This window comes from Allokutzneria albata, from assembly GCF_900103775.1.
In the GTDB taxonomy this organism is placed as follows: Bacteria; Actinomycetota; Actinomycetes; order Mycobacteriales; family Pseudonocardiaceae; genus Allokutzneria; species Allokutzneria albata.
In genome coordinates this window covers 5,002,125-5,021,573 of the sequence record NZ_LT629701.1, presented here as the reverse complement: position 1 = coordinate 5,021,573, position 19,449 = coordinate 5,002,125, and the positions used below count along the sequence as shown (strand labels likewise).

The following is a 19,449-nucleotide window of genomic DNA, read 5'->3' as shown; positions in this document are numbered from 1 at the left end:
TGTTGAGCGGGGCGGCCCTAGAACGGCGCGGGTTCGGCGATGGGTTCGAGTTCGGTCTCGATCACCTTGCCGCTCGGTGTGGTCCACGCGTGCGTTCCGTCCGGCCGGTTCTCGCACGTCCAGCTGGAGTGGGTCTTCATCCGGTGATGGTGACGGCACTTCGGGCGCAGATTCTGCACCGTGGTGTTGGTCCCGTCGAACGGGCAACAATGATCCAGGTCGCAGCGGTGCGCCGGCTGGTTGCAGCCGACCATGGTGCAGGTCGGGTAGCGGGCGTTGATCAGCTCCCGTTGCGCCGGGGTGGGCCGGTAGGTGGTGATGTGCTCAGCCATCCCCGTCACCGGGTCCGTCAGGATGCGCTTCCAGATCCCATTCGCCGCCACATCCGCCACGATCGGCGCGGGCAGCGGCCCGTACCCGGCCAGCATCACCGGGTCTGTGGTCAGACCCAGGATGTTGGTGATCGGCATGGTCAGGTTCACGCACACCTCACCCTGCGGTGCCGGAGTGTCCTTGCCCATCAACAAATCCGCCGCGACATCCGACCGCTTCTGATCCAGCGTTCGGTCATCCTTCGGCAGTGCCCGGGCGATGCGGTCGATGCGATCGAAGGCCAAGGCCGCGTCGAGGGCCGGGAGGACGACGCGCAGCGAGCACATGCCGTCGTCGAGGTTGAACTTCTCCACCAACCGCTGCTTGCGCTTCTCCTCATGACGCCGCAGGGCTGCTTCGGCGTCGAGCTTGAGGATGTAACGCCGGGCATACCGCTGGCTCGCCGTGTAATTGTGCGTCGCGGCGTGGTTGATCAGCACCGGTTCGGCGATGGCCTGGTTGGCGGCATCGAGGACACTGACCTGATCAATGATCATCAACGCCTTGCCCTCATCGATCCGACCGTCCGACAAGGCTTCCAGCACAGCCGGATGGTCGATCAGTGACATGGCGCGGTCGATGAGCTTGTTGCCCTTGACCTGGGAGACACGCAGCAGCGGCATCAGGACATCCCCGGCATACTGCTGCACTTGCGGGTCGAGGTCGTCATAGAGCTTCATCAGGGTTGCAGCGAAGTCCGCGACCGCCTTACCTATAGCTGCGTAGGCGGCCACGACGTCGTCTTCGATATCGGCAGGGGCCATACTCCTACTTTAGCGTCTGCAAATAGTGGATCATGGGTCTACGGAGTGAACTTTCCCTTACACGCCAACGGTTTCAGCAAACGAAAGCCAGTTCCAGCTGGCGCGAGGTAGGGCTGGGGCGGTCGGCTTTACCTGGCGTGCGCGTGCCATACGCTCGTGCGAGGGCCGGAGTTTCATCCCGTGCCCCTGAAAGGCCCAGGGGCACGCGCAAGGGGCCCCAGGTCAAGCCGGCCCCACGCCGGAACCAGCCGACTCCCAGCTGTAAGCCCAGCCCCTCACGCTGGAAGCCCAGCCCACGCAAGCCGAAAGCCCGCCCGGCCTGGGCCTGTCCCCACCAGTCGACAGCACCAGTCCACGTCCAGCTGCAGCCGGTCCGGGTCGGCGTCGGGGCAGAACGTGCCGAACAGCCGCGCGCTGTCGGTCTGGGTGACGAGGTCGCGCAGCACCGGATCGGCCAGGACGCCGTGCCCGGTCAGCCAGTCCAGCGCCTGGTCTCCATCAGTTCGGTCTCCGGGTGGTAGGCCCCTCACGCCGGGCACCTTCGCCGCGCCCAGGCCGCACGGGCCCGTCGTCGACGGGGTGGACCTGTTCGATCCCGGTGAAGGTCTCCTGGGCCGAGGACTGGGGCGTTCCTGCACAAGCTGCCCGGCGAAGTCCACTGTGGAACGAACGCCCTGCGCGAGCCGACCCGCGCCGACTGGTGGCACGCACTGCGATGACTCACAGTTCGCGGTGCAGGGTCTCCGGGGCCTTGGCGACCGCGATCATGGTGACCAGCGCGCCGAGCATCACATAGCCCGCGACCAGCCACCACCGCGTGCCGCCCGGTCCGGCGAGGGCGGTGGCGATGAACGGGGTGAGTCCGCCGGACAGGATCGACGCGATCTCCCGCCCCGCCGCGGCGCCGGTGTACCTGCGCTCGGTGGGGAACAGCTCCGCGAAGAACGCGGGCTGGATCGAGTTGATCGCGTTGTGCCCGATGTTGAGCACCAGCACGTAGCCGAGCGTGATGAGCGCGAACGAGCCGCTGTGCAGCAACCCGAAGAACGGGAACGCCATCACGAAGACCACCGCCGCGCCGAAGAAGTAGACCGGGCGCCTGCCGATGCGGTCGGACAGCAGGGCGAACAGCCCGTGCGAGACGAAGGACAGCACGGCGACGATCAGGATCACGTTGTTCAAGGTGCTCTTCTGCATGCCCAGCGTGGAACTGCCGTAGGACAACGCGAACACGGTGAGCAGGAAGTAGGGCAGGGCCTCGGCGAAGCGCAGCCCGATGATCAGCAGCAGGTTGCGCCAGTCCTCGACGAAGATCGAGCGGATCGGGTTGTGCGCCTTCTCGACGCGCTTGTCCGCGACGCTCTCGGCGAACACCGGGCTCTCGTGCAGGCTGCGCCGCATCCAGAACGTGATCACCAGGATCACCGCGGACAGCAGGAACGGGACGCGCCAGCCCCAGCTCAGCAGGTCCTCCGGGGACAGCGTGTACACGTAGGCGAAGACCAGCGTGATCAGGATCTGCGCGGAGAAGCCGCCGGTGTTGGGCCACGCGCTGAAGAAGCCCCTGCGGTTCGGCGGGGCCGACTCCAGCACGATGATCATCGAGCCGCCCCACTCACCGCCGACCGCGAAGCCCTGGAGCAGTCGCAGCACCACCAACAGGATCGGCGCCCAGATCCCGATGCTGGCGTAGCTCGGCAGGAGCCCGATCAGGATGGTGCTGACGCCCATCACGGTCAACGTGACGATCAGCGTCGACTTGCGGCCCCTGGTGTCGCCGCGGTTGCCGAAGAACAACCCGCCCAGCGGCCGCGCGAGGAACCCGACGGCGAAGGTGCCGAACGCGGCGAGGGTGGCGACGAAGCCCGAGGCGTCCGGGAAGAACACCTGCGGGAACACCACGGCGCTCGCCGTGCCGTACACCAGGAAGTCGTAGTACTCCAGCGTGTTGCCCAGGAAGCTGGAGATGGTGACCTTCCACGCGTACCTGCGGTCTGTCTGGGTCTTCTTCGGAACTGCCGTGACCATCGCGACGCCCTTTCGCCTGGACCCCTGCGCCGAGAACTATGACCCCCCGAGGGCGTTCGGTCAACGGTTAACCGTCGACGTTGACCGTTGACCGACGACGGCATACTGTGAGGACCGCATCGATCAGGGGAGCCGTGGATGATCGTCAATCCGTTGCGCCAGTCGTCGCTCGGGGAGCTGCTGCTGGACCAGCTGCGCGCGTTGATCGTGCGCGGTGAGCTGGCCGCGGGCACCCACCTGGTCGAGGGCTGGATCGCGGAGCGCTTCGACGTCAGCCGCGGTCCCGTGCGCGACGCGTTGCGGCAGTTGGAGATCGAGGGCCTGGTCGAGACGCGCAGGCGCGGTGTGCACGTGCGCGGCCTGAGCGACACCGACCTGGTCGAGCTGTACTCGCTGCGCGGAGCCTTGGAGAGCCTGGCGATCCGGGAGACCATCGCGCGCGGCGACGACGCCGACTGGACTCCCCTGGAGGAAGCGGTCGCCAGGATGCGGAAGGCGGCCGAGAGCGCGAGCGCCGCCGACTTCGCGGCCGCGGATCTGGACTTCCACACCGGGTTCTACGTCATCGGCGGCAACCGCTGGCTGACCGCGGCCTGGGAGCTGCACCGGCCGTTGTTCGCGGCGGTCCTCGACATCACCAACACCGACCGGGATCTGCGGCCGATCGCCGAGGACCACGCCGAGTTGGCGGCGGTCGTCCGGTCCGGGGACGTCGAGGCCGCGCTCAGCACGCTGACCACGCACCTCGACGGCTCCTGCGCGCGCATCCGCACCGTGCTGGCCGAACGCAGGAGCGCTTCCTGACCCTGACTCCGACGAGCGAGGCTTCGCCATGCCCGAGATCCTTACGGCCGTCCCCACGTTCTTCGACGACGCGGGCGAACTCGACCGCGACACGACGAAACGGCATTTCGCGGACCTCGCCGACCACGTCGACGGGGTGTTCGTCTGTGGCACCACAGGGGAGTTCCCCGCTCTCGACCTCGGTGAGCGCCAGGAACTCACCGAACTGGCGCTCGCGGTCTTCGGCCCGGCCAGGGTCGTCGTCCACGTGGGCGCGGCGAGCACGCGCGACGCGGTGACGCTCGCCAGGAACGCGGTCGCGGCCGGAGCGCTGCGGCTCGCAGCTCTGACGCCATACTACCTGCCGGTCGATTTCGATTCTGTGGCAAGGCATTTCGCCGCGATCACCGCCGTCGAGGGGACGGCGGAGACCTACGGCTACCTCTTCAGCGAGCGCAGCGGCGTGATCGTCCCACCGGAGGAGTTCGCCCGCATCTCAGCGGAGACCGGGCTCGCCGGGGCGAAGCTGAGCGGATCGGCGGCCGATCGGTTCGGCGAGTACGTCGAAGCTCTGCCGTCCGGGACCCGCTTGTGGTCGGGCGCCGATACCGCGCTCGCCCACGTCGTCCGCAGTGGCGGCACGGGCGTGGTGTCCGGGCTGTCCGCTGCGTTCCCACGACCGTTCAGGGCGCTCGCCGACGCAGTCTCCTCAGGAGATGCCGAGGCCGAACGTAGTGCACAGCAACAGGTTGACGCGGTGCTCGATGCGTTGGGCGGAACGATCGAGGGCATCAAGGCCGCACTGCGCCAACTCGGCTACGGCAACGGTGCGATGCGCATGCCCGCGCCGGTGCTCGATCCGGCCGCGCTGCAGCGGATCGCGCGCCTTCCGTGATCCAGCGCGGCTTCGTCACCGTCGACGACCCTCGCTGGAAGCAGTGCCACGGCTCGACGGTCGAGGTCGTCGACGGAGAGCCGATCGTCGCCTGGTTCGCGGGAACCCACGAAGGCACGCCGGACAACCGGATCGTGATCTCGGCCGGCGGCGTGGAACAGGTGATGGACACCGGACGTGCCGTCGCGCACTGGAACCCGGTGCTGAGCCTCGGGCCGGACGGCGCGTTGTGGTTGTTCTGCAAGGTGGGTCCGCGCATCTCCGAATGGATCACGCTGGTGACGCGTTCCCACGACGGCGGTCGCACGTGGGAGCAGGTCCGCGAACTCGTCCCCGGTGATCGGTCCGGTGGCCGTGGACCGGTGCGCAATCGTCCCCTATGGACAGACGAGGGCCTGTGGCTGGCGCCGGGTTCGGTCGAGAACTGGGGAGATCCCCAGCGCTGGGACCCCTTCGTCGACGTCTCCGAGGACGCAGGGCGAACCTGGTCCACGCGTCCGATTCCCGTCGACCGCAAGCAGGTGACGGGCGCGGGGCACATCCAGCCAGCCTTGTGGTGGGGCGCGTCCGGCCCAGTCGCGCTGATGCGCAGCACCGAGGGCAGGGCGTACCGGGCGGCTTCCCCGGACGGTGGGCGCTCGTGGACGGCGGCTGTGCCGACCGGGTTGCCCAACAACAACAGCGGGCTGACCGCTCTCGGACTTCCTTCGGGACGCGTGGTGTGCGTGCACAACCCGGCCGCCGAGCCATGGGGAAGCCGTTGTCCCCTGGTCGTTTCGTTGTCCGATGACGATGGGATCACCTGGCGCACGACGATGGTGCTCGATGACGGTGTCGCTCCGGTCGACCCCGCCGTCCCGAGGACGCTCGACCCCGCGGCCGTTCCCGGATTCGCGCCCGGGGACGCGGGCATCATCACGAGCGGTGTCGCCGAGTACAGCTACCCGTCCGCGGTCCTCACCGCGGACCGGCTGCTGGTCACGTACACGTGGCAGCGACGCGGCATCGTGCTGGCCGAGCTGCCGCTCACCGACCTTGCCCACTGAATCCTGAGGCCGCGGGCCGGTTTCTCATATTTCTGCTGGTTTTGATCAAGTCGCGGTAGCGTTTCGGTACGGCACGAAGATCGGCGACACCGGTATCTCCGCATAGTAGTTTTCCGATTCCATGGAGAACCCGTTGAAGAAGACAGGAAAGGTCCTGTCCCTGACTGCCGGAATGGTGCTCGCCTCGGCTTTCGTCGCGCCCTCCGCCAGCGCTGCCGCCTTCGCCTACCACGGCTACGACGTCGCCTACACGTCCTACTACGACCGAGGTCTTGTCGCCTGCGACAAGGAGAAGGACGGTAACTACGTGTACGCGGAGGGGCGTTACTGGCACCCCTCGAACCAGGTGATGGTCCTGCGCGTCGATGACGGCGAGGACGAGCACTGCGACAATGACTACATCACTTATCCGATCTACCAGATCCGAATTTGCGAGTCCAGGGTGGGCTGCTCGCCCTGGCGGCAGGTCTCCTAGCCGGAACGCTCTCGGCGGCGCGACTGATGACGGCCGCGCCGCCGAGGCGCTAGCGTGGGGTGATCATCCTGCGTTAGGGGCGCGGTGCACGTCAGCGACAACGTGCCGGGCACCGTGGTGCAGACCGGAGCCATCCACGGTGATGTCCACTTCTGCCAAGCGCCCTCGGACGTCGCGCCGCCCATGGCCGTTGTTCCTGCACCGCCGGTACTACCAGGACCGGCCCGAGTTGGCGGAGCTGACGGTCGAGGCGGCTCGGGCCTGCGACGACGCCGTCGCCGGGGTGGGCTGTCGGGCGCGGGGTGAGCTCGCCGAGCCCCGGCGCCACCTCGCCCGTGCGCTGGAGGTCAACGAACGCTCGGGCGCCCCGCGGAACACCGGAAACGTCGAGGACGGCCTGGGGGCGGTCTGCCTGGCCGCCGGAGACCCGGCGGGCACCGTCGAGCACTTCGAGCGCGCGCTGGAGGTCTGGCGCGGCACGGCCGGTGCGGAGCGCAAGGTCGCGATCTCGATGCTCGACCTGGGCCGGGCGTTCGTCGCGGTCGACCATCCGGCGAAGGCGTTGCCCCTGCTGGGGAAGCCAGGGCGCAACTGACCGCGCTCGGCGACGTCCACGCCTACCACCACGCCCGCCACGACACGTTCTTCGCCGAGGTCTACCTCGACAACGACCAGTACGACCTGGCGGAGGAGCACGCCGGGAAGGCGCTGGCGGCGATGACCGAGCTCGTCGACGCGCCGGACGCGGAACGCCTGCGCGGCATCACCTGATGGGTTGGACATCCGGGTGGAGCGGTCGCCGCGCCATGGATGTGGACGCCGGGGGTTCGGAACGATCCCCCTGTGCTGGACAAGATCGCGATCGTGGGTGTGTCGTGCCGGTTCCCCGGCGGGGTCGGCGACTTGGCGGGGCTGTGGTCGCTGCTGTCCGAGGGGCGGGAGGCGGTCGGAGCGCCGCCGCCGGAGCGCTTCGACGTCGAGCGGTACTGGGACTCCAACCAGATGCGGCCGGGAAAGTCCTACACGTTCGCGGGCGGCTACCTGGACGACATCGCCGGGTTCGACGCGGACTTCTTCGGGATCAGCCCGCGTGAGGCGGCGTGCATCGACCCGCAACAGCGGTTGTTGCTGGAGCTGGGGGTCGAAGCGCTCGACGACGCGGCGATCGACCCGCGGGTGTTGTCGGGCACGGACAGCGCGGTGTTCGTCGGCGTCTCCGCATTGGATTACGGCGGTCAGCAGATGGTTCTGCGGACCTCGATCGGTCCGTACACGAACTCGGGTTCTGCCCTGTCCAACACTGCGAACCGGTTGTCCTACCACCTCGACGTGCACGGGCCGAGCCTCAAAGTGGACACCGCCTGCGCCTCCTCCCTGAACGCGGTTCACCTGGCCTGCGAGCACCTGCGCCACGGTGGCGGGAGGGTCGCCTTCGCCGCCGGGCTGAACGTGTTGCTCAACCCCATGACCTACGTCGGCTTCGCCAAGGCGGGTTTCCTTTCCCCCACGGGTCATTGCCGTCCCTTCTCCGCTGAGGCCGACGGTTACGTGCGCGCCGAGGGCGGAGGAGTGCTGGTCCTCAAGCGCTTGGCGGACGCGGTGGCGGACGGAGACCGCGTGCACGCCGTGATCGCCGGATCGGGGACGAACAGCGACGGGCGCACGACCGGCCTGGTGCTGCCCAGCGGCGAGGCTCAGGAAGCGTTGCTGCGTCGGGTTTACGACGGCTTCGACCTCGATCCGGACGACCTCGCGTACCTGGAGGCGCACGGCACCGGTACGCCGATCGGCGATCCGGTGGAGTGCCAGGCGATCGGCAGGGCCCTCGGCGTCCGCCGCTCCGGAGCGCCGCTGCCCATCGGATCGATCAAGGGCAACCTGGGACACCTCGAACCCGCGTCCGGCATGGCGGGGCTGTGCAAGGCGATCCTGGTGCTACGGCACGGCGAGATCCCCGCGACGCCGAACGCGGCTCCGCGCAGCACCGCGATCGACTTCGACGGCCTCGCACTGTCTACAGTGGAGGAAGTGCGTCCGGCGCACGGTCGGCTCGTCGGAGTCAATTCGTTCGGCTTCGGTGGGGCCAACGTCCACGTGGTCCTGGAGAAGCCGCCCGCCCCGCAGGAACCCCCGGCGCGCACGGGGGCCAAGCTGCCGATCGTCGTCTCCGCGCACACGGAAGAGGCATTGGCGGAAGCGTTGTCCCGCATGGACGAACGCCTCACTGACTGCGCTGACTTCGCCGATGTCGCCTACACCTCCTATCAGCGCCGAGGCAAGCACGCGTTCCGCCGAGTCGTGCTCGCGGCGGACGCGGAAGAGGCGCGGCAGCGGTTGGCCAAGAAAGTCAAGCCGCAGCGCGCCACCGAGCGGGGACGAGTGGCCTTCGCCTTCTCCGGGCACGGTGCGCAATGGCCGGGCATGGCCGTCGACCTGCTCGACACCGATCCCGTGTTCGCGCGGGTCATCGCCGAGGTCGACGCCGCTCTGGAACCCCGTGTCGGCTGGACGGTCACCGAGGAGCTGCGCTCAGCCGCGCCGAGGTTGCACGACACGAGCGTGATCCAGCCGCTTCTGTTCGCGGTCCAGGTGGGGATCGCCGCGACACTGGCCGAATCCGGTCTGCGCCCGGAAGCGGTGTACGGGCACAGCGTCGGTGAGATCGCAGCCGCGTTCGTCGGCGGGATCTACGACATGGACCAGGCCGTGGAACTGGTGGTGGCACGCAGTGTGGCCCAGGCGAGCACCGCGGGCACGGGAACCATGGCCGCGGTCAACCTCGCGCCGGAGGAAGCGGAGAAGGTCCTCGCGCGCTACGACGGGCGCGTCGAACTCGCCGGGATCAACAGCGCCAACGACATCACGGTCGCCGGTCCCAAGGCGGATCTGCACGACCTCGCGGATCGCTTGGCGGAGCGCGAAGTCTTCTGCCGCATGCTGGACCTCGACTACCCTTTCCACAGCTCCGCGATGGAGCCGCTGCGCGAGCCACTGCTGGTCTCCCTGGCGGATCTCGCCCCCAAACCGGCCACCGTCGAGTTCGTCTCGACCGTCACCGGCGAACCGTTGGCGGGCGAGAAGATGGACGCGGAGTACTGGTGGCGCAATGTCCGCGAGCCGGTGCGGTTCGCCGCGGCAACGGATCACCTCGTGGCGGCGGGGTTCGACACGATCATCGAGATCGGACCGAAGCCGGTGCTCCAGACATACGTGAAGCGGGCGGCGAAGGACGACGTCCTCGCGGTTCTGCCCACGCTGACGAGATCCGAGCCCGGAGCCGTTGCCCTGAGCGCGGCTCTGGAGGCCGCGCTCGCCGCCGGTGTGCCGATCGCCGCATTCGCGCAGCCGGGCAGAGTCGTTGAGCTGCCCGCATACCCGTGGCAGCGCGAGCGGTTCTGGTTGGGCAGCCAGTACACCTGGAGCGGCACCGGTGCCTCGCCGGATCACGTGCTGCTCGGCGACCGCGCATCGGTCGCTGATCCCACATGGCAGTCCACGGTGGACCCGGCAAGGTTGCCGTGGCTCGCCGGGCACCGTGCCGCGGGGACGCCGATCATGCCCGCCGCCGGCTACCTCGAAATGGGCTGGGCAGCAGGACAGCTGGCCTTCGACGGCCCGGCGGAGGTGTGCGAGCTGCACATCACCAAGCCGATGGTCGCACCCGACGACGAGTCCGACCTGCCCCGCATGCAGGTTTCACTGTCCGAAGAGGACGGTGTGTTCCGGGTCGCAACGCGGTCCGCCGAAGGGCAGCCGTGGCAGACCCACGCGCGGGGCCGGGTACGGCGCAGGGTGGCCGCGGCCCCACCGCCTTTGGACCTCCCGGCGTTGCGCGCACGGTTCGCCGAACGCGGTGAGCACGTCGACCGCGAGACGTTGTACGCGGACGGGGAACGCCTCGGGCTCGGCTACGGGCCGGAGTTCCTCGCCATGTCCGGGTTGTGGGTGGACGGAATGGAGGTCTTGGGCGACTACGACTGCAGCCACCTGGACTTCACGAGGTTCCACGCGCACCCGGCGTGGACCGACGTCGCTCCCCAGGTCGCCATCCAGCTCGGCCGGATCCGTCGCGGGTTCGTCGCCGAAGAAGACTCCTACCTGCCTGTGGCAGTCGGCGCCGCGCGGTTGTGGGGAACTCCGACCGAGACGGGCTCGGTGTACTTCCGCTGCCGGACGGTTTCCGAGAGCTGGGCGTCCGCGGACATCATGCTCACCGACGAGGCCGGGGTCGTTCTGCTGGAGCTGACCGACTTCCGGTTCCTCCGCATCAAACTGCCGAGCCGTCGTCCGGTGCTGCGTCAGCACACCGAACTCCGTGCCGCGCCGAGAGAACTGCCGTGCGGCGCCGAGGTGGTGTGGGAGCCGCCTCGCGTCGAAGTGCCGCCGGTGGCGCGCTACGCGGAGTTCCTGCGCCGTCGGCTCGCGGCCACCGCGGCGTTCGCGGTGCGCGCGTTCACCGACCTGGTTGACGGTGCTGAGGTGTTCTTCACCGAAGACCTCGGCGTGCGGCCGGAGTTGTCCCGTCTGCTCGACATGCTCACCGGGTTGGCTGTGGAGCACGGTCACCTGGAATGGCTCGGTGAGTTCCAGGGTCGTACGCGGTGGCGGGTGCGTTCCACCGAAGTGGACCCTGACTTCGCGGCTCTGGTCGCCGACTTCCCCGAGCACACACCGGATTTGACGCTGGTGGGCCGCTGCGGCATGCATCTGTCCGAGCTGCTGCGTGGTGAGCGGGACGCGGTCGACATCCTCTTCCCCGCGCACGGCAGTGACACCCTCGCTCACTGCTACGACCTGTCACCCGTGCTGAGCCCGTCCAACCAGGCCGTCGCCGAAGTGGTGCGAACGCTCGTCGAAGCGTGGCCCGCCGACCGTCCACTGAGGATTTTCGAAGTCGGCGGTGGTACCGGCGCGCTCACTGCGGCACTGCTTCCCGTCCTGCCCGCGGACCGCACGCGCTACGTCTTCACCGATGTGTCGCAGTTCTTCCTCGCGCCCGCTGAGGCCCGGTTCGCGCGCTACGACTTCGTCGAGTACCGGACCTTCGACCTCGACGAGCCCGGTTCCGGGCTTCGCGGCTTCGACGTCGTGGTGGCCGGGAATGCTCTGCACACCGCGAAGAACGTGCGTTCGGCGCTGCGCGGGGTGTCGGAGGTGCTGGCCGATCACGGTCGCCTGGTGCTGGTCGAGCCGCACGATCCGGTGAGCCTTGCCCTGCCGTTCGGAGTGGTCCCGGGGTTCTGGTCGATGACCGATCTCGACCTGCGTCCGTCCTCGCCGATGCTCACCGCTCCGCAGTGGCGTGATCTGCTGGCAGACAGCGGTTTCCATGGAGTGCGGACCGTCGTCGAGGGCGAACTGTGCTCGGTGACGACGGCGAGCTGGCGCCGAGGTGCCCTTCAGGAGCCGGAAGCCGTGAGCGCCGGTCGCGTGGTGGTCGTCGCCGAAGAGGGCGCGGCTCTGGCGGACGCGCTCACCGCGAAGTTGACCGAGTTGGGCGCGGACGCCTTGCTGGCCTCGGGAAGCCGCATGGCCGACTGGTTCACCTCATCCGAGACCGACGTGGTGTTCGTGCTCGGGCCGGAGCCGGAGGACCCCGTCGAAGCCACCACCGAGCGGTTCGAGTTCGTTCGCGAACTCATCGTCGCGACCGCCGACCTCCCGGCGGGGTCGGTGACGCGACTGTGGTTGGTCGGCGGTCCGACGGGGCTCAACCCGGCACCGGAACGCGCGACCACTCCCGTCGACGCGGCGCTCTGGGGAGCAACCCGGACGGTGGCCGCCGAGCACAGCGTGCTGGGCGTCAGAAGGGTCTCGGTGGGACAGGGCGTTCCGGTCGACCGCATCGCCCGGGAACTCCTCGATCCCACTGACGAGGACGAGGTGGTGCTCACCGCCTCCGGCCGATTCGTACCCCGGTTGCGCGATCTGCCTCCCACCCCCGCGGACACGTCCGCGCCGTATCGGCTCATCGCCCGCGACGCGGGGCCGTCCTACGAGCTGGCGTGGGTGGAGATGGAGCTGCCGGAGCCCGGTGCGGGCCAGGTGCGCATCGAAGTCCAGGCGGCGAGCATCAACTACCGGGACGCGTTGATCGCGATCGGCATGCTGCCGGGCTGGGTGGTCGAGGGCGGGATCGCCGGCATGCACCTCGGCGGTGAGTGCGCCGGCGTGATCACCGCCGTCGGCCCGGGAGTGACGCGCTTCCGGCCGGGCGAGGAGGTCTTCGGCTCGGCGCCCGGCTCCTTCGCCTCGCACGTGATCGCCGACGAGAACCTGATCTCCTCGGTGCCGGAGGAGATCGGCCCGCTGGGCGCCGCGACGATGCCCGTCGCTCTGCTGAGCGCGAGCTACGGGCTGCTGCACCAGGCCAAGCTGCGCGCGGGCGAGACGGTGCTCGTGCACGGCGCGGCCGGTGGCGTCGGGCTGGCCGCCCTCCAGTGCGCCGCGTTCGTCGGCGCGAAGGTGATCGCCACCGCGGGCACCGAGGAGAAGCGCGACTTCCTGAAGCTGCTCGGGGTGGAGCACGTCTTCGACTCGCGCAGCCTCAGCTTCGTCGCCGACGTGCTGGCCGTCACCGGGGGGCAGGGCGTGGACGTCGTGCTCAACTCGCTCGGCGGCGAGTTCATCGGCAGGAGCCTGGAGCTGCTGCGGTTCGGCGGCAGGTTCGTCGAGCTCGGCAAGCGCGACCTCTACGGCGACCGCAACGTCTCCCTCTTCCCGCTGCGCAACAACATCAGCTACTTCGTCGTGGACATCGACCAGCTGGGGCGGCTGCGCCACGACGAGATCGTCAGCCAGTACGAGCAGGTCGTCACGCACCTCGAGACGGGAACGATCCGTCCCGTCCCGTACCGGGCCTTCCCGGCCGCCCGGACGGCGGAGGCATTCCGGTCGCTGCAGCACTCCCGGCACATCGGCAAGCTGGTCATCACCTTCGACCAGCGTCCTCCCGTCGAGAAGGCGTTGCGGCGCAACGGCTTCACGCCCGATTCCGAGGGAACCTACCTGGTGACCGGCGGCGCGAGCGGCTTCGGCGCGGAGGTGGCACGGTGGCTGACCGACCGTGGCGCCAAGCACCTCGCGCTGGTCAACCGGCGCGGGATGGCGGTTCCCGAGGCGCAGGACGTCGTCGCCGAGCTGACCGCGCGCGGGGTCGAAGTGACGGTGCACGCGGCCGACGTGACCGATGAGGCCGCGATGCGGGGTGTCGTCGAGTCGATCAACGCCCCACTGCGCGGAGTCGTGCACGCGGCGATGGTGCTCGACGACGTGATGACCGCCGACCTGACGCCCGAGCGGTTCCGCGCGGTGCTCGCACCGAAGATGGCCGGTGCGATGGTCCTCGACCGCGTCACGGAGGGCCACGACCTCGACCTGTTCCTCATGTTCTCCTCGGCCGCCGCTGTCTTCGGCAACGCCGGGCAAGCCGCCTACTGCGCGGGAAACCTGTTCCTGGAAGCACTTGCGCGTTCTCGCCGGGAGCGCGGGCTGGTCGGGCAGACGATCGCCTGGGGTGCGCTGGGCGAGGTCGGTTACGTGGCCCGCAACAGGGCGACCGCCAAGACCGTCACCAGGGCGGGCCTGACCCTGCTGTCGCTGCGCCACGTGCGCGAGGCGCTGGACGACCTCGTCGGCGGGCCTGGGGTTTCGGTGGTGTGGAGCCACGACGGGGAGTTCCTGGGCCGGCTGTACTCGCACCTGACCACGCCGCGGCTCGGCGAGCTGGGCGGAGGCGGGCAGACCTCCACCGACGAGGACGACGACCTGCTGGACCGGCTCCGTGAGGCAGCACCGGAGGAAGCGGTCGAACTGGTCGCGGAGATCATCGTCAAGACGCTCGCCGAGGTCCTGGGCGTCGCGCCGGAGCGCATCGACCGCAACCGCCCGCTGGACCAGCTGGGCGTGGACTCGTTGATGGGCGCCGAACTGGTCACCAAGATGCGGCGCCGGTTCGGCCGGGAGATCCCCATCATGCGGGTCGTCGCGAGCAGCGGGATCGACGACCTGTCCCGCTCGCTGGTCACCTACTTCAAAACCGAGGAGAACACGTGACTCAGACCGCTGTCCGCCACTTCCCGCTCTACATCGGCGGAGAGCGGGTCGACACCGGGGAACGCGCGTACGGGATGAGCGTCCGCACCGTGCTGGAGGCGGGCGGAACCGAGGCGGCGACGCTGTTCCGCCTGCTCCGCGAGGGTTCCGAGGAGGAGCTGCACGCCCACCCGCACGTCCTCTGCTCGGTCGCGCTGAGCACTCCCGAACAGGGGCAGGCGGCGCTGCGCGCGGCGGCCGACGCGGTGCCGCGGTTGCGCGCGGTGCCGGTGGCCGAGCGCCTGGCCTACGTCGGAGACCTGTACGCGGCCTTCCTGGAACACCGCGAAGAGCTGTCCCGGATCCTGCGCATGGAGGGCTGCCCGCGGCTGCTGGCCGAGGCGCAGCTGAACGTCGTGCTCGACCTCGTCCGGCCGGAGAGCCTTGAGCAGGCGGAGTCCCTGCTCCGGCAGGAGATCACCACACCGCATCACAAGATCGTGCTGCAGCGCCGGCCGGACGGCGTGGTGTGCGTCGACCCGCCCGCCAACGCACCGCTGTTCGGGTTGATCGCGTCACTGGTGTTGTTGTCGGGCAACAGCGTGGTGATCCGCGTTCCGCGCAGCTGCGCCAGTTCGCTGAGCTACGCCCTGCACAACGTCATCATCCCGGTGCTCGAAGCGCGCGGGGCACCCGCCGGGATGTTCAACGTGCTGTGCGCCGACTTCGAGGTCACCGTGCGGCAGTGGCTGGACAGCCCGCTGGTGAACACCATCTACTACTTCGGTTCCAGCGAGCACGGGCTCGCCTTGGAGCAGAAGTGCGTGGAGCGCGGCAAGCGGGCGATCCTGGAGCTGTCCGGCAACGACGGCGTGCTGGTGTGGCACGACGCCGACCTCGGCCACGCCACTGCCGCGTTGCTGGAGGCGTTCTACGCGTCCGGCCAGACGTGCTTCAGCCCCAAGTACGTCATCGTCCACCCCGCCGTGGCCGACGACCTGCTGGCGCGGCTGCGGGAGGCGGCGTCAGCGCTGCGGCCGGGTGACCCGGAGGACTCCGACACGGTGCTCAGCCCGGTCCTGCGCGCCACGGCCTTCCGGCGCTGCCTCGATCAGGCGATGAGCGTGGGCGCCACGAAGGTCTGCGGTGGCACGCAGATCGACCTGCGTGGGGAACCCGATCCGCAAGGGTTGTTCATCGAGCCGACAGTGCTGCGCGTCGACGGGTTCGAGCTGGCCGAGAACGTCTCGGCCGTGCGCGAGGAGACCTTCTTCCCGCTGCTGTCGGTCGTCGTGCCCGACGACGGGCCGGACCTGCTCGATCGCTGCGTCGAGTTCCTCAACGGCAACGAGTACGGCCTGCGGAACTCGCTGTGGGCGGAGAGCCCGGAGGTCATCGAGCGGTTCAGCACCGCTGTGACCAACGGGGGAGTGCTCAAGGTCAACGACTCGCACCTCGCGCACGCCCCGCACCTGCCCGGACTCGGCGGCACCGGGCTCAGCGGGGGCACCCACGGCGAGGCCGCCTACCCGTTCCTGCGCGCCAGCCGCCTCCAGGCCGTGGCCATCGCCACGACCGGGAGGCACCCCGGGGACGCCGTCCTCGGCGCGGGGTGACGATCAGCCGGACAGCACGGGCAGCGGCAGGCCGAGTCCGCTGCCCGACGCGGTGAACACCTTGTCCGTCAAGGTGAACAGCGCGACGCCGAACGCCTCGGCGAAGGCGTCGATGCCCTCCTGGGAAGGAGTCACCGGGATGCCGCTGCCCTTCAGCGTGGTCGGCTTGCCCGGCAGCCCGGGTTCCACCGACAGGCGCATCGCGCCGGGATCGCTGACGTAGAGCGGCAGCTCGCCGACCCACTCGTCGTTCACCTTCAGGAAGGCGAAGATCCGCCCGTCCGGCGCCGAGGTGCGCATGCCGGTGATCTCCATCCGGGCCGTGGCGTTCCGCAGCACCACGCCGCCGAGCGCGCGCCCCGAGCCCGTTCCCGGCCTGCCGAGCGCGTCGATGGTGCCGGTGGCGTACTCCGGCGTGAGCGTGACGCCCTCGACGGTCTTCCCGTCCGCACCGAGGATCGGGGCGGCCGGGGCGACCGCCTGGACCTGGATCTGCTCCGTGGCCAGCCGCTTGAGCGCCAGTTCGGTCAGCCGGATCTCACCGAGCCCGCTGAGCAGGGTGAACTTCACGTCGACCGCGGGATTCGCCTGGGCCGTGCCGCCCAGCTGCGCGAGAAAAGGCGCCGCCATCGCGCCGCTGAAGAAGACACGTCGAGTGACCGCCATGGGTCCAGTTTCGCGTACCCGGCGGCGGGGACGGCCGGAGATGACTCAAAAGTGGGAACTCAGCGGCTCTGGCCGTTTGACGTGGACGCACACCTTGCGCGGTGCACGTGAAAAGCCCGTGTGAACGCTCTTCTTATTCGTGGAGCCAGGAAACGGGAATGGTCAGCGTCTCCTCGGCCAGCACCTGGACGGGTTCACCCGACCGCGCGTCCCTGAGCACTCCTTCGACCACGTACTCCACGTCCGGGGACAGCCCGAGCGCCGCCGCCACCTGAGGGGCCAGGGGAGTGCTGACGTGCGTCGTGTCCACGACCTTGACCCCGGTGACCGCCGGTTCGCCCGCCAGCTCCTCGCCGACGGAGGTCAGCGTGATGTCGAAGTCGGCGCTCAGCCCGTCGCCGTGGGCGAAGGCCAGCTGGAGGAACATCAGGTCCGCGGCACCCCGTCCCGGACGCCCGGTGACGTACTTGGCGGGGCTCTCGTGGCGGGGGATGCGGACCCGGTAGGTGTGGCCGATCCGCGGCTCGGCAGGAGTCATGCCGCCAGCATGCACCTCATCGGGTGGTGCCGATGCGGGTCCTTCGGGAATTCCAAGCGGATGAGAGCGATCGTCGTCACCTTCGTGCTCGTGCTGCTGGCCGGGTGCAGCAGCGCGCAGGGCTCCACCGGCACCGTGCCCGCGAGCCCGCCCCTCGTGGTGGCGCCCGCGCCCCGGGACGTGAAGGCGAACGAGCTGGGCGTGGTGCCGGTGCTGATGTACCACGGCATCGTCGAGTACCCGACCAGCGTCTACGAGCGCACCCCGGCGGAGTTCCGGGCCGAGCTGGAGCGGTTGGCGCGGGAGGGGTACGTGCCGGTCCGGGCGCGCGACCTGGCCACCGGAGCGCTGGACGTGCCCGCAGGGCGGCATCCCGTCGTCCTCACCTTCGACGACGGGCTGCAGAGCCAGCTGACCCTGGACGCGCGCGACCGCCCGTTGCCCACGTGCGCCGTGGGCATCCTGCTGGACGTGGCGAAGGCGCACCCCGGGTTCACCCCGACGGCGACCTTCTTCATCAACGCCCACCCCTTCGCCGACCGCACCGGCAAGGCGTTGTCCTGGCTCACCGACAACGGTTTCGAGGTCGGCAACCACACGCTGGCGCACACCGACCTGCGCAAGGCCAAACCGCGGGAGGCCGAACGCGCCATCGCCCGGCTCACGGGCTGGTTCGGCGAGCAGCACCCGGGGGTGCCGATGGAGACCCTGGCGCTGCCGTTCGGTTCTCTTCCGAGGGACGAGGACCTGGCCGTCAGCGGGTCCGCGGACGGGGTGGACTACCGCCACGCCGGGGTGTTCCTGGTCGGGGCCGAACCGGCGAGCTCCCCGCACAGCAAGGACTTCGACCCCGCCCGCATCCCCCGCATCCGCTCCCAGGGCGCGGTCGGGAACGAGGCCCGGTTCGCCTCGACCGCGTGGCTGGACAAGCTCGCCGCGGGCAGCCCCCAGCGCTACACCTCGGACGGCAACCCGCGCCGGATCTCCTTTCCCCGCGACCTGGAAGGACTTCTCGCGCCGAGCGCGCGGCAACACGCACAGCCCTACTGACGCACGAGGAGGCCACCGTGGGCAGGCACAGCCTCAAACGCCGTGGCACGACCCTTGTCCTGGTGGCGCTGATCGTCACCGCGGTCCTGGCCGCAGTCGGCCTCGCACTGGCCCTGGTGTCACCGGTGAAACCAGCGGCCGAACTCGCGCCGCCGATACCGGGTCCGGCCACGAGCAAGCCCGCACCCACGACCACGACGGCGGACGCCGAGCACCCGGGGATGCGCGCGCTGCACCTCACGGCGCACGCCTGGTCGGTGCCCGCGCTCCGCGATCCTGTGCTGAACCTGGTGCGGGAGCACAAGATCGACACCGTCGAGCTGGACATCAAGGACGAGAGCGGCAAGATCGGCTATCCGAGCGCGCTGCCGCGTGCCCGGGAGATCGGCGCGATCGCCCACGACGCCTACGACGCGAAGCAGGCCGTCGAGCAGGTGCACGCGCTCGGCGGGAAAGTCGTCGGTCGGCTGGTGGTCTTCCGGGATCCCGTGCTCGGCGCGTGGGCCTGGCAGAACGGTCACCGCGACATGCTCGTCCAGCGACCCAACGGTCAGCCGTGGAGCAGCGGCTACGGCAAGTACGCCTTCACCAACCTCGCGCATCCCGAAGTCCGCGCGTACAACCTCGATCTCGCCGTGGAGGCCGCCGGTCTCGGCTTCGACGACATCCTCTACGACTACATCCGACGACCCGATGGACCCTTGGCGCAGATGCGTTTCCCGGGGTTGAGCGGCAGCGCGGAGGACAGCGTCACCAGCTTCGTCGCCGACAGCGGACGCGTTCTGCGGGAGCGCGGTGCGCTGCTCGGCGTGTCGGTCTTCGGCATCGCGGTGTCGAGCCCGACCTCGGTGGCCCAGGACATCCCGGCGCTGGCGCGGCACGCCGACTACATCGCGCCGATGGTCTACCCCTCGCACTGGGGCAAGGGGGAGTACGGCGTGAGCGACCCGAACGCCGATCCCTACGAGATCGTGAAGCGGTCACTCGGCGCGTTCGCCGAGGCCGTGCGCGGCGGCCGGGCTGTGATCATCCCGTGGCTGCAGGACTTCTCGCTCGGCAGGACCTACGGCCCCCAGGAGGTCCGGGCGCAGATCCAGGCCGCGCACGACGCCGGGATGCCGTCATTCCTGTTGTGGAACGCGGGATGCCGCTACCACGCCGCCGCGCTGAGCCCGCGGTGAG

General features: G+C 69.5%; 14 protein-coding genes. 9 read left to right on the top strand and 5 right to left on the bottom strand.

The window, feature by feature from the left end:
* Positions 1-17: 17 nt before the first annotated feature.
* The 3 genes from BLT28_RS22515 to BLT28_RS22510 form a co-directional block, all read right to left on the bottom strand.
* A complete protein-coding gene (locus BLT28_RS22515; protein WP_083383776.1) occupies positions 18-1,136 on the bottom strand; it encodes an HNH endonuclease signature motif containing protein in 1,119 nt (372 codons plus the stop codon).
* 275 nt (positions 1,137-1,411) lie between these two features.
* Positions 1,412-1,666, bottom strand: coding sequence for a hypothetical protein (locus BLT28_RS40350; RefSeq protein WP_030428764.1), 255 nt, complete (start codon positions 1,664-1,666; stop codon positions 1,412-1,414).
* Positions 1,667-1,856: 190 nt separating this feature from the next.
* Positions 1,857-3,164: an MFS transporter gene (locus tag BLT28_RS22510; protein ID WP_030428765.1), complete on the bottom strand. Its 1,308-nt coding sequence runs from the start codon at positions 3,162-3,164 to the stop codon at positions 1,857-1,859.
* Between the two features lie 138 nt (positions 3,165-3,302).
* Between BLT28_RS22510 and BLT28_RS22505 the strand changes: the two genes are divergently transcribed.
* The 7 genes from BLT28_RS22505 (at position 3,303) to BLT28_RS22480 (ending at position 16,013) form a co-directional block, all read left to right on the top strand.
* Positions 3,303-3,968, top strand: coding sequence for a GntR family transcriptional regulator (locus BLT28_RS22505; RefSeq protein WP_030428766.1), 666 nt, complete (start codon positions 3,303-3,305; stop codon positions 3,966-3,968).
* A 28-nt stretch (positions 3,969-3,996) separates the two neighbouring features.
* The gene (locus tag BLT28_RS22500; protein WP_043811023.1) at positions 3,997-4,842 is read left to right on the top strand and encodes a dihydrodipicolinate synthase family protein; all 846 of its coding nucleotides are present in this window, start codon (positions 3,997-3,999) and stop codon (positions 4,840-4,842) included.
* Positions 4,839-5,888: an exo-alpha-sialidase gene (locus tag BLT28_RS22495; protein WP_043811025.1), complete on the top strand. Its 1,050-nt coding sequence runs from the start codon at positions 4,839-4,841 to the stop codon at positions 5,886-5,888. Before BLT28_RS22500 ends, BLT28_RS22495 begins: the two co-directional genes overlap by 4 nt.
* 133 nt (positions 5,889-6,021) lie before the next feature.
* The gene (locus BLT28_RS40340; protein ID WP_156050761.1) at positions 6,022-6,363 is read left to right on the top strand and encodes a hypothetical protein; all 342 of its coding nucleotides are present in this window, start codon (positions 6,022-6,024) and stop codon (positions 6,361-6,363) included.
* Between the two features lie 142 nt (positions 6,364-6,505).
* Positions 6,506-6,958 (top strand): tetratricopeptide repeat protein, encoded by a 453-nt coding sequence (locus tag BLT28_RS40990; RefSeq protein WP_162184820.1) that lies wholly within the window; start codon positions 6,506-6,508, stop codon positions 6,956-6,958.
* A 248-nt stretch (positions 6,959-7,206) separates the two neighbouring features.
* Positions 7,207-14,418 carry a type I polyketide synthase gene (locus BLT28_RS22485; protein WP_043811027.1) on the top strand — a complete coding sequence of 2,404 codons (7,212 nt, stop codon included), beginning with the start codon at positions 7,207-7,209 and terminating at the stop codon, positions 14,416-14,418.
* On the top strand, positions 14,415-16,013 hold the full coding sequence (locus BLT28_RS22480) for an aldehyde dehydrogenase family protein (RefSeq protein ID WP_030428772.1): 1,599 nt from the start codon (positions 14,415-14,417) through the stop codon (positions 16,011-16,013). The genes BLT28_RS22485 and BLT28_RS22480 overlap by 4 nt, the downstream gene beginning before the upstream one ends.
* A 3-nt stretch (positions 16,014-16,016) precedes the next feature.
* Here the strand turns inward: BLT28_RS22480 and BLT28_RS22475 are convergent, their stop codons facing one another.
* Both BLT28_RS22475 and BLT28_RS22470 read right to left on the bottom strand, forming a co-directional pair.
* A complete protein-coding gene (locus tag BLT28_RS22475) occupies positions 16,017-16,679 on the bottom strand; it encodes a hypothetical protein (protein ID WP_030428773.1) in 663 nt (220 codons plus the stop codon).
* 133 nt (positions 16,680-16,812) lie between these two features.
* Positions 16,813-17,217 carry a hypothetical protein gene (locus tag BLT28_RS22470; RefSeq protein WP_030428774.1) on the bottom strand — a complete coding sequence of 135 codons (405 nt, stop codon included), beginning with the start codon at positions 17,215-17,217 and terminating at the stop codon, positions 16,813-16,815.
* Between the two features lie 60 nt (positions 17,218-17,277).
* On the opposite strand from BLT28_RS22470, the gene BLT28_RS22465 reads away from it, so the two are divergent.
* Complete coding sequence (locus BLT28_RS22465) at positions 17,278-18,267, top strand: polysaccharide deacetylase family protein (RefSeq protein WP_030428775.1); 990 nt, start codon at positions 17,278-17,280, stop codon at positions 18,265-18,267.
* 17 nt (positions 18,268-18,284) lie between these two features.
* Positions 18,285-19,448 carry a putative glycoside hydrolase gene (locus BLT28_RS22460; RefSeq protein WP_052407145.1) on the top strand — a complete coding sequence of 388 codons (1,164 nt, stop codon included), beginning with the start codon at positions 18,285-18,287 and terminating at the stop codon, positions 19,446-19,448.
* The last annotated feature ends 1 nt before the right edge of the window (position 19,449 follow it).

Excerpts from the sequence above, each read along its gene's own strand:
- BLT28_RS22500 (WP_043811023.1), top strand. The coding sequence starts at position 3,997 with ATGCCCGAGATCCTTACGGCCGTCCCCACGTTCTTCGACGACGCGGGC.
- BLT28_RS22470 (WP_030428774.1), bottom strand. The coding sequence starts at position 17,217 with ATGACTCCTGCCGAGCCGCGGATCGGCCACACCTACCGGGTCCGCATC.
- BLT28_RS40990 (WP_162184820.1), top strand. The coding sequence starts at position 6,506 with ATGTCCACTTCTGCCAAGCGCCCTCGGACGTCGCGCCGCCCATGGCCG.
- BLT28_RS22475 (WP_030428773.1), bottom strand. The coding sequence starts at position 16,679 with ATGGCGGTCACTCGACGTGTCTTCTTCAGCGGCGCGATGGCGGCGCCT.
- BLT28_RS22515 (WP_083383776.1), bottom strand. The coding sequence starts at position 1,136 with ATGGCCCCTGCCGATATCGAAGACGACGTCGTGGCCGCCTACGCAGCT.
- BLT28_RS22465 (WP_030428775.1), top strand. The coding sequence starts at position 17,278 with ATGAGAGCGATCGTCGTCACCTTCGTGCTCGTGCTGCTGGCCGGGTGC.
- BLT28_RS22505 (WP_030428766.1), top strand. The coding sequence starts at position 3,303 with ATGATCGTCAATCCGTTGCGCCAGTCGTCGCTCGGGGAGCTGCTGCTG.
- BLT28_RS22510 (WP_030428765.1), bottom strand. The coding sequence starts at position 3,164 with ATGGTCACGGCAGTTCCGAAGAAGACCCAGACAGACCGCAGGTACGCG.